The sequence below is a fragment of the Mucilaginibacter kameinonensis genome (assembly GCF_003675385.1).
Taxonomy (GTDB): domain Bacteria; phylum Bacteroidota; class Bacteroidia; order Sphingobacteriales; family Sphingobacteriaceae; genus Mucilaginibacter; species Mucilaginibacter kameinonensis.
Window position 1 is genome coordinate 1,322,777 of sequence record NZ_RCWZ01000001.1, and the last position, 14,060, is coordinate 1,336,836.

Consider the following 14,060-nt stretch of genomic DNA (forward strand, 5'->3'; position numbering starts at 1 on the left):
GTGCTTTTATCTTATCCCTTTAACTCCTCACTAAAAGTTAACCTGTTACCAAACGGATCATGAACTGTCATCATGATTGCCTTATCGTTCCATTCGGGTACTTCCAAACCGGGGCGATTGTATTTGTATTTTTTGGCGATGAGATGGGCATGATAATCCCTCAGCTCGGTAAAATCATCAATGGCTATGTGGCTCCCGGGACTTGCATCGCCATGGTGTTCGGACAGGTAAAGTACCACATCACGCAGGGAAATCTGGATGTATACCGGCACACCCTCAGGTTTGTGCTCCCAATCGGTTTTAAAGCCAAGCCAGGTAATATAAAACTCGATGGCCTTATCGTAATCAAAAATCCGGAGAATAGGTTTTGTAATTGACATAGGTAATTAATTGATGAACAAATTTAACGGAAAATCTGGCTGCTTTTACACAGCAAACGTACTTGCTTTCAATCAACTGGCTTTAAATGTTAATAGATGTTAAATATGCGTTAAAGCATGCCAAAAATTAGGTTTCCACGCAACGGATACTGTACTTTCGTCGGCACATTTTGCCCCCTCGTCTATTACATTGAATGCGGGTTTAAAATGGGGCTACCTTAGCATGATATGTTAAAAAGGATAAAACCGGCGCTGATCATAGAAATTTGTATCCATCTACTGTTTTGGGCGCTGATCATTTTTACGCCCATCATTTCCAGACCGGATATGCGTGGTTTTCCACAGCCGGCCTTTTCTCTGGGCCATATCATTAGTTTTAATTTTGTGCTGGCCGCTGAGTTTTATCTTAATGCGTTTTTCCTCATCCCCAAAATCTTAAAAAGCAATATCTGGCTATATTTCTTCGCGCTGATAGCATCATTTGTAGTATTCAATGTAATACTCATGGAGGTACGACACTTTTTTCCGGTACCGCATTTTCCGTGGATGGGCCAGCATCACCGGCCGCAGGGCCCTTATCTGGTTATTTTTCCGTTGTTGTCCATCACCGCCGGTAGTTTCGCGTATCATTACCTGGCAGATCAGTTTAAGGCTATCAACAAGAAAAAAGATATCGATAATGCTTCGCTGATATCTGAGTTGGCCTTTTTACGTTCGCAGATCAGTCCGCATTTTATTTTTAATGTGATTAACAGCGCTGTAGCACTTTCCCGTTTAAACCCATCCGCGGTGGAGCCTACGCTTATCCAGCTTTCCAAGCTGCTCCGCTATATGCTTTATGTAACCGATGCCGAAAGGGTTACGCTACATCAAAAGGAAGACTATCTCCGCAGCTATATCGAACTACAGCAACTCCGTTTTCGTGATCAGGTGAAAGTCAGCTTCAGCTCGGATATTAAAGCCCCCGAAAAATCTATTGAACCTATGCTGCTGATCCCATTTGTAGAAAACGCTTTTAAGCATGGCACGGGAGATATTGAGAAGCCAGCTATAGCTATTACCCTGTTTAGCGATGAAAAAAACCTGCGCTTCAGCGTGCAGAATGTATACAATGCCACCGAAACCAATAAGGATAATGCCTCAGGTATTGGCCTGGCCAATGTTAAACGCAGACTGGAACTGCTGTATCCCGGTAAACATAACTTATATATCAACAAAAACGAGCAGGCATATATAGTTATGCTGCAATTGGAACTTAAATGATGCGATGTTTAATAATTGATGATGAGCCGCTGGCGCTCGATCTGCTGGAAGATAACCTGAAGCACGTGAACACCATACAGATAGTAGCACGGTGCCGTAACGCAGGCGAGGCAATCTTAGCTATGCAAAAAGAACAAATAGACCTTATTTTCAGCGATATATATATGCCCGGCATTAACGGGTTACAACTTATCCGGAGCCTTACGCATAAGCCTATGGTGATTTTTGTGACCGCTTATGAGAAATTCGCGGTAGAGGGCTTTGAGCTTGACGTGGTTGATTACCTGGTGAAACCAGTGCCTTTAGACCGCTTTTTGAAAGCCTGCCATAAAGCGCTTGACCTGTACGAACTTCGCCGCAGTTATGTGCCGCAGCAGCCCACAAGTAAAAACTACTTTTTTCTGCATGCCGATTACAACCTCGTAAAAATCAATTTTGACCAGGTTGAATACATTGAAGGCCTTAAAGATTATATCAAAGTACACCTCATCAATCAGCAAAAGCCGGTGCTGTCGCGCATCAGCCTCAAGGCTATTGAACTGCAACTACCTCCCGATCAGTTTTTCCGTGTACATAAATCATACCTCGTAAACCTGGACCACGTATCCCAAATGCGTCGTGCCCGTATTAAGCTTATTAATACTGAGATACCGTTAAGTGATGGTTATCGAGATGTGATCAACCGCATGATAGGGAAGGTGTAAACCCCACAAAAAACATATGGTGCTGTTTGAGGATTGCTGTTTGAGGTCTGTGACCTCGAACTTGTATGCCTGTAGTTTACAACTACAGGTTTGCTAAGATCATACTTGTCACCCTAACAGCCTGTAGTCACAGACTACAGGCATAATTATCCGAAGTCAGAGACTTCGGACAGCGACGGTTGCCTAAAGACAACTCTTTTATATAAAATTTGGATATATCAGAGACCTATAATACGAGCGAAGCGTGGCAATCGCACGGAAGCAAAGCCGCTCTGTATAGCATGCGATTGCTTCGTCATTCCTCCTCGCAATGACATTTTTTTCCTATCTCCTACCTCATCTTCTTCCCATGTCCAGAAAGCACAATAAAAACTGCCACTGCAACTAAACACTGAAGCTAACTGCCACTGCAACTAAACACTGCAACTAAACACTGCTACTGCTCAGAAACCCCTGCCACACATCCGGCCAATTTGTCGACACAAAGCCTCTCATGGTCGATTTTATTTGAGGTGCTTCAAAACAAGGTGCATTTTCGGCATCGAAAGAAAATATACCCCTACATGAAGAAATTTTCCCTATTGTTAATAACCTCGTTCGTGTTTTGCGGTATGGTGGCTCATGGTCAGCAAACGCAGCAAAAACTAAAAAAAATTGTAGTCAATCATTTTTTTTCATGCCCGCTTGATCAGTTATTTGATACACTGGCTATGGATTATAAGGTACGTATCGTATTTGAGCGGGAGCCTTTGCATGAAATGGACGTAGTAGAGCACTTTTTTGAAGAACCGCTGAAAGAAGTAATAGCCAAGGTTTGCGATGAAAATAACTTGCATTATTGGATAGAATCAAGCGGCACCATCTACATACTCCAAAACACAGACGATCTGGCCAGATTGCAGAAACTCAATAAGCTTTCCCTACAGGCTTCCAACGCGGTAAAAGCTAAAGAAATTGAGGCCCCGAAAGTTAAACCCAAACATTTCCTGGTGAGTATTAACGGCAGGGTGATCGATCAGCAAACGGGCGAGTCACTGCCTTCGGCCACGGTCAAGATCCGGGGAACCGATCTCAACGTGATGACCAATGCCGATGGCTATTTCACCATGTTCAGGGTACCTTCGGATACATCGGTAGTAGAGGTATCCTACACTGGCTACCAGACAGATTATTTCAGGCTGAGCAGCGAAAAGCTGAATTCGCCACTGATCTGTGGCCTCTACTCATCGCTTAACAGCTTAAACGAGGTTACTATTACCGGCAAAAAAAGCGGCGTTATGAATACCGATAGCAGGCAGGTTGGTGTGTTGCAGCTTTCGCCGGCCAACCTGGATAAGCTGCCAACCATGGGCGATAAGGACGTGTTACGAGCATTCCAGTTGATGCCCGGTGTAGCAGGTACCAACGAGTCATCATCGGGCGCTTATGTGCGTGGCGGTACCCCCGATCAGAATTTAGTCGTGCTGGATGGCTTTACCATTTATCAGGTAGATCACCTTTATGGTTTCTTCAGCGCCTTTAACGCCAGCGCCATCAAAGATGTGCAATTATACAAAGGCGGTTTTACGGCCAAATATGGCGGCAGGCTTTCAAGCGTTACCGAACTTAACGGCAAGGAAGGCAACAAGAACGAAACCAACATAGGTACCGATTTGAGTTTGCTCAGCGCCAGCGGCTACCTCGAAACTCCGCTGTCAGATAAATCAACCTTGCTGTTAGCAGTTAGGCGCTCCTACCAGGGGCCATTTTATAACAAGATCTTTAACCAGTTTAACCAAACATCAACTACCCAGGGCGGCGGTCCGGGTGGTGGTGGTGGCCGGGGCGGTTTTGGCGGTGGAGGTTTCGCCAACCAGATCACCCCAAGCTCTTACTTTTATGATTTTGACGCCAAGTACACCTACAGCATCAGTCAAAAAGATAAGGTATCATGGAGTTTATACACCGGTACCGATAAAACGGATAACAGCAGGCAGTTAGGCCTTCCGTCGTTCCTGTCATCGGGCGGCAGTGGCATTAACATTACCGATTATACCAAGTACGGCAACCTGGGCAGTAGCATCAAATGGTTCAGGCAGTGGAATAAAAAACTATATTCTAACAACTACATCACCTATTCGTCTTACTTTAACGACAGGAACCGCAGCACTTCGGGCTTTGCTCAGATCGACACCAACGGCATCTCGCACACCCTAAGCAACGGTACCCTTGAAACCAACAACCTGAAAGATGTAGGCTATAAATCTGAGTGGGAATGGACAGCCAGCAACAAATATAAATTGCTTTTCGGTGGTTTTGTATCCTACAAAAAGATAGACTATGAGTATACTCAAAACGATACCAGTAAACTCATTAACCAGCATAATAACGCCGTGTTGGCCGGTTTCTACACCGAGTTGGCTATCGACCCAAACAGTAAATTCCATATTCAGCCGGGTTTACGCACTTCTTATTTCGGCCCTACATCAAAGCCTTATTTTGAACCACGGTTGTCGGCAAGTTATAGTATTAACGACCGCCTTACCATCAAAGGCGCAACCGGGCAGTTTTACCAGTTTGAAAACCAGGTGATCCGCGAGGACATTTTGGCCGGTAACCGCAATTTCTGGGTATTATCCAACAATAGCAATATTCCGGTTGGCATGTCAAGGCATTTTATATTGGGCACCAGTTACGAAACTGATGAGCTTTTATTCAGTGTTGAAGGATATTACAAAACCCTCAGCGGCCTTACCCAATACACCGTAAGGCAAACGCAACCTGCAGGTGGTGGTTTCAGGATGGAGGCCAACCAAAATCAAACGCAAACTGTTACCGAAAACTTTTATGAAGGAACTGGCCGCGCAAAAGGCGTTGAGTTTTTGGTGCAGAAAAAGATGGGGCGCTATACCGGCTGGATCAGCTATACCCTTGCTCAGGCCCAGAACAAATTTTCGGCTTTTGGCAATTATTACTATGATGCCGATCAGGATGTTCGCCACGAGTTTAAATCTATCAACATGTACCACTACGAGCGCTGGAACTTCGCGGCAACATTCCTGTTCAGTACCGGTCACCCGTACACCGCTCCCCTATCCAGCTATAGCATTAAAACAGTTGATGGCAACAGCATCACCTATCTCAACATCAGCGATAAAAATGCCGAACGCTTACCGGCCTATCACCGGTTAGATATGTCGGTATCGTATGATCTGTTGAAGATAGACGGCCATAAAATCGGTTCGATTGGTCTGTCGCTCTTCAACGTTTACAACCACGTAAATACCTGGTACCGCGAATACCAGATGCAAAACAACCAGGTTATCACCACCGATGTTAACTACCTCGGCTTTACCCCTAACGTTACATTAAGCTTAAGATGGAAATAAAAACATACATTCGATATACATATCTTGCAATAGTAGCCGCCAGCCTCATGATGGCATCGGCCTGCAAAAAAAATTCATCTGACGTGAACGCGGTGAACAAACCGGTTGTTGAAGCCTACCTGGTTGCCGGTCAGCCCTTATCATTAAAAGTGTATCAGCAAAAAGACCTTACCGACACGGCTACTTACGGATCGGCCATTACCGGCTTAACCATAAACGTAAGCAATGGCGCGCAAACAGTTAAACTTACCGAGGGCGCCAATGGTACTTACACTTACAGCGATACTACTTTTATAGCCGCTAACAAAACGTACACCATGCAGTTTACCTACAATAACATTAATGTAAGCGCATCGACAATTATGCCGGGCAAGCCCGCCGGTTTTAAACTAACCGACAGCGTATTCCACGAACCTAACGCACTTGACCAGGCTTATAATGATAAAGTGCGGGCAACGGTTACCTGGACAAACCCCGATTCGTTACAACATATACTGCTTTTCAAGAACATCGATAGCAATCCCTTCGAAATCATAGCGGTACGGAGCAACAGAACCCCAAGCTTTGAGATCAACACCGAACGCGCTTCGATTTATAATATCACGCAAACCACTTTCAAATACTACGGCCATTATAAAGTGATATTGCTTAGGGTAAATGACGAATACATTAATGTGCTAACCAGTAACACCCGTGGCAGCTCGCAAAACCTGGTAAACACCCCAACAAATGTTGTCAACGGCCTGGGCATTTTTACAGCCATGCAGGCCGATACCTTAAATTTGAGGGTAACTACGGAATAACTCTATGTTATCCCCCCGTCATTGCGAGGAACGAAGCAATCCCCGAGCAGCAGGTCCGCCCTGTAGAGTTCGCGATTGCTTCGTGCCTCGCAATGACGTTTTTTGGTATTTCCTTCTTATATCCTCAATGACATCGTTAATTCTCCCTCCATTTCCCCCCCCCCCTTTGTCAGCCTATTGTAAACACCAGTTTAAACGCATATTGTAAAATCTACGGTTTATATCATGTTAGTGTAACTTATACATTACAAATGCACTATTTGTAAAAAAATAAAAATTCAGCGTGTAACATTTAAGGTATTTTCGCCTCCAATTACCAAAATAACACTAAATGAAACGTTTTTACATACTTATTGCATTATTCTGCTTTGCGTTATCGGCCCAGGCTCAGTTTGGAGTTGGAGGTGGAGGCCCTTCGGTAACGGGCAGGATATCTGGTACGGTGATTGACTCACTTACCAAAAAACCATTGGATTATGCCACGGTGGGCTTATACCGTGTGGGCGGGAAATCGCCGATAACCGGTGTTTTAACTGATGAAAAAGGAAACTTTAAACTGGATAATGTAAAGGCAGGCACCTACAAACTGGCAGTTTCATTTATTGGTTATCCAACTAAATTTATCGAGCCGGTTACTACTACCGCCTCAAAACCAGATAATAAACTGGGCCAGATCTTTATTTCGCCGGGAGCTCACGCGCTGAAAGAAGTTGCGGTAGTTGGTCAGGCAGCCCTGATTGAAAATAAAATTGACAAAATAGTTTACAACGCCGAAAAAGACCTTACAGCAGCGGGCGGTAACGCTACCGACGTGTTACAGAAAGTGCCGTTGGTAAACGTTGACATTAACGGTAACGTATCTATCCGCGGCGACCAGAACATTAAAGTATTAATAAACGGTAAGCCTTCCGGCGCTACATCGGCAAGCTTATCTGATGTGTTGAAAACTATTCCTGCCGATCAGATCAAAAGCATCGAGGTTGTAACTTCTCCGTCTGCAAAATACGATGCTGAAGGTTCGGGCGGTATCATCAATATCATCACCAAACAAAAAAATGTATCCGGCTTTAGCGGTTCGGTAAGCGGTGGTGTAGGTACCCGTCAAAATAACGGCAACGTTAATGTTAACTACAACAAAAACCGTTTCAGCTTAGGTATCAACGCCGGTGGTAACTTAACGTGGCCGCAAACCTCGTTGACCACTTTCGACCAGGTGATCAGCACACCTGCAAGCGGCAGCGATCCGGCTGTTGAGCTGCATAACCACAACAATACATCAAGCAAAATTAAAAGGCATGGCGCTATAGGTTCGGTTACTGCGGGTTATGAGTTTAACGCTTTTAACAGCATCAACAGTACCTTCAGGTTAAACGATGGTGGTTTTAACACCAATGGCGGTGGTGATTACAATCGTACACTGAATGGCAGCTCGTTAGATTATATCGGCAGAACTACCTCACACAACCATTTTGGCGGCTTTGACTGGAATATCGATTATACCCACAAATTCAAGAAAGAAGGCCACGAGTTGGTAGTTTCAGGTCAGTGGAGCCATAGTGATATCACAACAGATTATACCAGCTTATTTACAGCGGTAAACCCAAGCCAGGTTGGTGATAACAATGGTAAAAACAATGAGTACACCGGTCAGGCAGATTATACTTTGCCGGTAAATAAAGTGTTAAAAATTGAAGCCGGTGCTAAAACTATCCAACGCCGTATCAATAGTAACTACGATATATTTAATACCGATGCCGATGGCAATAACCCGGTTAGGGACGCATTAAACTCAAACCTGTACGATTATAATCAGAATGTATACGCGGGCTATTCTGTATTAACATTTACTTTGCCTAAAAGCTATTCTATTTTAGTTGGTGGCCGTATTGAAAACACCAGGATCAAAGGCGACCCGCAAAATCCTTTCCAGGAAGAAGGCAGCTCTGGTTTCCAAACGCTGCAGCCATTTACTGCAAGCTATACAACTTATATCCCAAGCTTAACATTGCAAAAACAGTTTGGTTCAAACACCATTAAGTTATCATACAGCAAACGTATCCAGCGTCCAAGCTTACAGTTTTTGAACCCCTTCATTAACCGGAGCAACGTACAAAACCAAACTGTAGGTAACCCTAACCTGCAACCTGAGATTTCACAAACTGTTGAATTGAACTACAATACATTCATCAAATCATCGGTACTTAACTTCTCGGTTTATTACAAACATACCAGCGGTCTTATTGAAGGTATAGCACAACCAATTACCGATACCATTAACGGTAAACCGGTTATTGCAACACGTACCACGTATTCAAACATTGGTATCAATAATTCAATTGGCGCAAGCTTCTTTGGTTCAATAAACCCTGTTAAACCGTTAACTATCCGTGCAAGCATTAACGCGTTTACTTATAGCCCAAGTCCGCAAGGCGTGTTTATTTCAAATTCATCGGCAACAGGTACCTATTTGCAATACTCTGCTTTCGGCAGTGCATCATACCAGTTCCCGCATAACTTCCTTGCCGAGTTGTTTGGTTTCACCAATTCATCACGCAGGACCATTCAGGGTACTAACCCATCGTTCGGGATCTATGCGTTCGGTGTAAAAAAACAGTTTTTGGATAAAAAACTGGCTATCGGCTTCAACACCGTACAGCCATTTGCAAGGGATAAACACTTTGATCAAAACATCAACAGCCCTGGCTTTACACAAACCAGCTCAACAGCATTCCCATTCCGTTCATTCGGTATCACGTTTAGCTACAGCTTTGGTAAGTTAAGTTTCAGCAATCCTAATCAGCAGAAAAAAGGCGTTAACAACGACGACCAAAAACAAGGCGATCAGGCCGGTGGTCAAGGTGGCCCAGGCGGCAGGTAAGCTTCAAGAGTCAAGACTTTTAGAGTCAGGAGACAAGAAAATAGAAAAGCCGGAAGCGTGAATGCTTCCGGCTTTTTTTCTGAATGGGAGCTTTGTCTGAACTCGAATTTGTTGAATTCACTGAATTGACAGAATTTTAAAATTCGATAAATCCCTAAAATTCGCTTGATTCGAGTTCAGACAAAATTCCGCTTCTGACTACTCCGCATCCACCTCAATCCCTATTTGCTTAAGCAATAACGAGGCGTTAAAAGTTTTGCATTCGCCGTGTTTGATCTTGTAATCAAACAGCATTTCGCCGTTCACTACCTGGATATCGAAATAAAAGTTACGAACATAGTCGGGGTATTTAGTTTCGAGGTGGGCTATCTGCAAGTCGTGAGTGGCAACCATACCTACCGCGTTTTTACGGATCAATTGCTCTATAACTGCTTTCGAACCAAGGTACTTATCAACCGAGTTGGTGCCCCGCAGCATTTCATCAATCAGGAAAAATACTTTAGGCTCGCTTTCAACAGCACCTAACAGCATCTGCAGGCGGTCGAGTTCGGCTTTAAAGGTTGAGGTACTTTCATTAAGCGAATCTTTGATCCGCATGTAACTGATCATGGTGATCACCGATACCTGCATACTTTTAGCGCATACCGGCGCTCCGCTTAAGGCCAGCACGGTATTGATACCTACCGTACGTAAGAAAGTGCTTTTACCGGCCATGTTTGATCCAGTGATGATATCCACCTTAAAAGTATTATCCAGCTCGTAGTCATTTTCAATACGCTTAGCAGCATCAATAAGCGGGTGGGCTATGGCCTGGGCCGTGAGGGTATAACCAGTCCGGTCGTCAATTACAGGAAAACTCCACTCCGGGTAGTTAACAGCCAAGCCGGCAAGGCTCAGCAGCGATTCAAATTCGGCAATAACATCAAAAGCGGCTTCAAGACTGTCCTGGTTTTGACGTTTCCAGTTTTCAATAGCAATGATCTGACGGATATCCCACAAAAAAAACAGGTTGAGAACAAAGCCAACTATAAGATTGAGGTGATAATTAAGCTTATTGATTAGTTGGCCCAGTTCTTTTATTCTGGCCGATGTTTTATCAGTTTTTAGTTGTTTGGCCAAAGTGTCGCTATAACCTGCCTGCCATTGCTGATCTTCAATACACTTAAATACATCGGCATAGTTGGATAATGTGTCGCCTATTTTACCGGCAATCAAATCGGCCTTGCGAATATAGGCTGCTTTTGAAAATACCACGCCCATATTAAACAGACCAACTACCGTTGCCACAAGCTTCGCCGGCGAATAGAAATAAGCTACTATCAGCAAACCAGTAAAAAGGTAAGGCGCTATTTTGGTATAAGCGGCAAGCCACTTTTCCCCGGGCATGTCCAGGGGAATATGCAAATATTTAAACAGGTTTTTAAGCTGATTAATATCCTGCTTTATGGCGAAAACAAGACGTGTTTGCAGGTCGAGTTTCCAGCTATTTTTAGCAGCTATTTCTTTAACAGCTTCCTGCCGTTGCAGTACGGTTTGCTTGTTTGCCGGGGCATTAAGCCAGCCTGCCAATTTATTATTCCCCGGTGTAGTTGCTGTGCGATTGATTAGCTGAAATAACGACGCGTTACCATAGATGTCCAGATCGGAAGTGTAAAAATGTTTATCGTTGGCGTAACGGGCACCATCGTTGTAAATATTGCTGTGTGACTGGATACTGCCAATCTCATTTTCATTTACCTGCTGCAGGTTATCATAATACTGTTTTTGCTTTTCAAAAGCGCTTTGGCGCGATACCAGCCAGGCAAAAGCAAAAACCAGTAACACAAAGGCTACGGCTATGATGCTGAAATTGTCATAGTGGATAGCGACGGCAATTGTTAAAGCCACCATAGCGAATATACCCAACCGCATCAGTGAGTAGCTATTGGCAAGACTTTTATAGTTAGCGGCTTCGGCCGCGGCGAGGTTTGCCCTTTGGGTATAATCTGTGATAATTGTTTGTTCCATTTGCAGATAAATTCAACCAAAATAAACACATATATTTTAAATAAACGTTTATTTGTTGCAGATATGAAGATCACGTTCCTTACCGTTGGCAAAACTGAGGATGCCTACCTTAAAGAAGGCATAGATAAATATGTAAAACGGCTAAAACATTATACCAAACTGGAGCTTGCCGAAATCCCCGAGCTTAAGAATACCAAAGCCCTCAGTCCCGAACAGCAAAAAGCCAAAGAAGCCGAGCTGATCCTCAAAAAAATCACTCCGCTTGATTTTGTGATCCTGATGGATGAAAAAGGTTCAGAGTTTACCTCAACCCAGTTTGCAGCTTATATCAACAAAAAGGAAGTTACCACATCGGCCAATTTGATATTCATTATAGGCGGCCCCTATGGGTTCGATAATTCCGTTTATCAGCGGGCTAACGACAAGATCTCCCTTTCGCGCATGACGTTTTCGCACCAGATGGTACGCCTGTTTTTTGTGGAGCAATTGTACAGGGCATATACTATTATGAAGGGTGAGCCTTATCATCATGAGTGATCAGAACCATGATTTTAGGGATTTAAGGATTACCCTGATAATTTATACTCATAACCAAATTCATGAAATCCTAAAATCAAGTTAATCAAGGTTCAGAACATGAACAACAAATGAATCTGCACATCTAAAATCTGCACATCTGCACATTTTATCTACCTTTGCTAAATGTCAGCAGGTCACGATCATTCACACTCACATTCGCACGGGCATGGGCACCATCACCATGATCACGCCCCTAAGCTCGATCATTTAAATTCGGCTTTTATTTGGGGTATTGTGCTCAACTCGGTGTTTGTGGTGGTTGAGGCTATTACAGGCTTTATTACCCATTCGCTATCCCTGTTAACCGATGCCGGCCATAACCTGAGCGATGTAGCTTCGCTTGCGCTGGCCCTGCTTGCTTTTAAACTTACCAAAGTAAGCGCTAACAGTAAATACACGTACGGTTATAAGCGCTCAACCATTATTGTATCCTTCTTCAACGCTGTGATATTATTTGTTGCCGTTGGCTTTATTATTTATGAAGCCATTATCCGTTTCATGAACCCCGAAGTGGTATCAGGCGGAACAATGGCCTGGGTTGCCTTCATTGGCATTGCCATTAATGCCTTTACAGCATGGTTGTTTGTAAAAGATAAAGATACCGATCTCAACATTAAAGGTGCTTATTTGCACATGGCTGTTGATGCCATTGTGTCTTTAGGAGTGGTGATATCGGGCCTTATCATATACTTTACCAAACTGTACTGGATTGATAGCGTAGTGAGCCTTATAATAGGTATTGTGATATTACGCGGAACCTGGAGCCTGCTTATCGCCAGTCTGCGTTTAGAGATGGACGGTGTGCCTGCCGAAATGGATCTGGATAAGATCAAAACTGAGCTTAAAAAAGCTAAAGGCGTAGTTGATGTACACCACATGCACGTTTGGGCACTCAGCACTACCGAAAACGCGCTTACAGCCCACCTCGTGATTAAACCCGAGTCGATGGCCGATTTTGATAATATCAAGCACGATCTTCGTCACCGGTTGGAACATCTGGATATCAGCCACAGCACCTTTGAGCCCGAATTTTCCGAAGAGGAGTGCAAGCAGCCGGAGTGCTTGTAATATTTTTCGCTTCGAATTAAAAGTAATGTCATTTCGATAGAGCGCAGCGGCGGATTGTGCGATGGAGCGAAAGAGAAATCTTATACGCTCTGCCAATTATCAAGCCGCATAAGATTTCTCCTCACTCCTACCGCGTTGCCCTACCGTTCGTTCTAAATGACATGGAAACTTTTTTCTTAAAATCCCTGATTTTCTTATTTTTATGGTAAAACTATCGCCTGAAGATGAGCAAAGCCAAAACTTTAAAAGTACTTTCTTTTATCACCATTCTTGAAATAGCAGGAATGGTAGCCTGGCCGGTTATATTGGGATGGGGCCAGCTTATAGGCCCGGCCGGGAAACTGCTCTTTACAATTTTTCTTCTTCCGTTCTTCTACTATATCGCTTTCCTTATATATCTTCCACGTTATGCAAAAAGAGAAAAGGAAGATCAAAATATCGGTCTTATGATATTTTTAAATGTAATACCTATTATTGGGCTGCTTTATGTTTTGGACGTGTTTTGATTAAGATAAGTAATACCCCGGTTTAAAATGCAAACGATGAACTAAACGAAATTTAGCATGAACGTTCAAGAACAAATCAAAGCGTATATCGCCGGTCAGCCCGAACCAAAACATACTGACATGCAAACTTTACACATGCGCATATTAGAGCTACTGCCAGGCTGCAAATTATGGTTTTTAGACGGCAGGGACAGCGAAAATAAAGTTGTTAGTAACCCCAATATCGGGTACGGATCATACAACATAAAATATGCCGACGGTACAACCAAAGAGTTTTACCAAACTGGCATCAGCGCAAACACAACCGGTATCTCCGTTTATGTCCTCGGCATTAAGGACAAGACCTACTTAGCCCAAACCTATGGAAAAGAAATAGGCAACGCCAGCGTAACCGGATATTGTATTAAGTTTAAAGCGCTGAAAGATATTAACCTTAGTGTACTTGAAGCTGCGATACTTTACGGTGTTGGGGTAACGAGCGGAAGCTAAATTTCAGAATATAAG

The 14,060-nt window shown here is 43.6% G+C and carries 11 protein-coding genes; 9 read left to right on the plus strand and 2 right to left on the minus strand.

The genetic code is table 11. The features are described 5' to 3' along the window. Positions 1 to 11: 11 nt before the first annotated feature. Complete coding sequence (locus EAH55_RS06025; protein WP_208644797.1) at positions 12 to 380, minus strand: glyoxalase superfamily protein; 369 nt, start codon at positions 378 to 380, stop codon at positions 12 to 14. A 228-nt stretch (positions 381 to 608) separates the two neighbouring features. On the opposite strand from EAH55_RS06025, the gene EAH55_RS06030 reads away from it, so the two are divergent. The 5 genes from EAH55_RS06030 (at position 609) to EAH55_RS06050 (ending at position 9,396) form a co-directional block, all read left to right on the plus strand. Next, a complete protein-coding gene (locus EAH55_RS06030; RefSeq protein ID WP_121808830.1) occupies positions 609 to 1,643 on the plus strand; it encodes a sensor histidine kinase in 1,035 nt (344 codons plus the stop codon). After that, positions 1,643 to 2,347 carry a LytR/AlgR family response regulator transcription factor gene (locus EAH55_RS06035; RefSeq protein WP_121808831.1) on the plus strand — a complete coding sequence of 235 codons (705 nt, stop codon included), beginning with the start codon at positions 1,643 to 1,645 and terminating at the stop codon, positions 2,345 to 2,347. Before EAH55_RS06030 ends, EAH55_RS06035 begins: the two co-directional genes overlap by 1 nt. A 563-nt stretch (positions 2,348 to 2,910) precedes the next feature. Next, positions 2,911 to 5,715 (plus strand): TonB-dependent receptor, encoded by a 2,805-nt coding sequence (locus EAH55_RS06040; RefSeq protein WP_121808832.1) that lies wholly within the window; start codon positions 2,911 to 2,913, stop codon positions 5,713 to 5,715. Beyond that, positions 5,706 to 6,518, plus strand: coding sequence for a DUF4249 family protein (locus EAH55_RS06045; RefSeq protein ID WP_121808833.1), 813 nt, complete (start codon positions 5,706 to 5,708; stop codon positions 6,516 to 6,518). Before EAH55_RS06040 ends, EAH55_RS06045 begins: the two co-directional genes overlap by 10 nt. Positions 6,519 to 6,849: 331 nt before the next feature. Further along, on the plus strand, positions 6,850 to 9,396 hold the full coding sequence (locus tag EAH55_RS06050; protein WP_121808834.1) for an outer membrane beta-barrel family protein: 2,547 nt from the start codon (positions 6,850 to 6,852) through the stop codon (positions 9,394 to 9,396). A 198-nt stretch (positions 9,397 to 9,594) separates the two neighbouring features. On the opposite strand, the gene EAH55_RS06055 is transcribed toward EAH55_RS06050, so the two are convergent. After that, positions 9,595 to 11,403 carry a MutS-related protein gene (locus tag EAH55_RS06055; RefSeq protein ID WP_121808835.1) on the minus strand — a complete coding sequence of 603 codons (1,809 nt, stop codon included), beginning with the start codon at positions 11,401 to 11,403 and terminating at the stop codon, positions 9,595 to 9,597. Positions 11,404 to 11,466: 63 nt separating this feature from the next. Between EAH55_RS06055 and rlmH the strand changes: the two genes are divergently transcribed. From rlmH to EAH55_RS06075, 4 genes are all read left to right on the plus strand, one after another. Further along, entirely contained in the window at positions 11,467 to 11,940 is a 474-nt protein-coding gene (gene rlmH, locus EAH55_RS06060) for a 23S rRNA (pseudouridine(1915)-N(3))-methyltransferase RlmH (protein ID WP_110585913.1), read from the plus strand. 165 nt (positions 11,941 to 12,105) lie between these two features. After that, positions 12,106 to 13,050: a cation diffusion facilitator family transporter gene (locus EAH55_RS06065; RefSeq protein ID WP_121808836.1), complete on the plus strand. Its 945-nt coding sequence runs from the start codon at positions 12,106 to 12,108 to the stop codon at positions 13,048 to 13,050. A gap of 224 nt (positions 13,051 to 13,274) precedes the next feature. Next, complete coding sequence (locus tag EAH55_RS06070; RefSeq protein WP_121808837.1) at positions 13,275 to 13,556, plus strand: hypothetical protein; 282 nt, start codon at positions 13,275 to 13,277, stop codon at positions 13,554 to 13,556. Positions 13,557 to 13,613: 57 nt separating this feature from the next. Continuing rightward, positions 13,614 to 14,045 carry a DUF1801 domain-containing protein gene (locus tag EAH55_RS06075; RefSeq protein ID WP_121808838.1) on the plus strand — a complete coding sequence of 144 codons (432 nt, stop codon included), beginning with the start codon at positions 13,614 to 13,616 and terminating at the stop codon, positions 14,043 to 14,045. Positions 14,046 to 14,060 lie beyond the last annotated feature (15 nt).

Bases quoted from the DNA above. Each gene is read 5' to 3' on its own strand.
- EAH55_RS06025 (WP_208644797.1), bottom strand. From the start codon at position 380: ATGTCAATTACAAAACCTATTCTCCGGATTTTTGATTACGATAAGGCC.
- EAH55_RS06030 (WP_121808830.1), top strand. From the start codon at position 609: ATGTTAAAAAGGATAAAACCGGCGCTGATCATAGAAATTTGTATCCAT.
- EAH55_RS06035 (WP_121808831.1), top strand. From the start codon at position 1,643: ATGCGATGTTTAATAATTGATGATGAGCCGCTGGCGCTCGATCTGCTG.
- EAH55_RS06040 (WP_121808832.1), top strand. From the start codon at position 2,911: ATGAAGAAATTTTCCCTATTGTTAATAACCTCGTTCGTGTTTTGCGGT.
- EAH55_RS06045 (WP_121808833.1), top strand. From the start codon at position 5,706: ATGGAAATAAAAACATACATTCGATATACATATCTTGCAATAGTAGCC.
- EAH55_RS06050 (WP_121808834.1), top strand. From the start codon at position 6,850: ATGAAACGTTTTTACATACTTATTGCATTATTCTGCTTTGCGTTATCG.
- EAH55_RS06055 (WP_121808835.1), bottom strand. From the start codon at position 11,403: ATGGAACAAACAATTATCACAGATTATACCCAAAGGGCAAACCTCGCC.
- rlmH (WP_110585913.1), top strand. From the start codon at position 11,467: ATGAAGATCACGTTCCTTACCGTTGGCAAAACTGAGGATGCCTACCTT.
- EAH55_RS06065 (WP_121808836.1), top strand. From the start codon at position 12,106: ATGTCAGCAGGTCACGATCATTCACACTCACATTCGCACGGGCATGGG.
- EAH55_RS06070 (WP_121808837.1), top strand. From the start codon at position 13,275: ATGAGCAAAGCCAAAACTTTAAAAGTACTTTCTTTTATCACCATTCTT.
- EAH55_RS06075 (WP_121808838.1), top strand. From the start codon at position 13,614: ATGAACGTTCAAGAACAAATCAAAGCGTATATCGCCGGTCAGCCCGAA.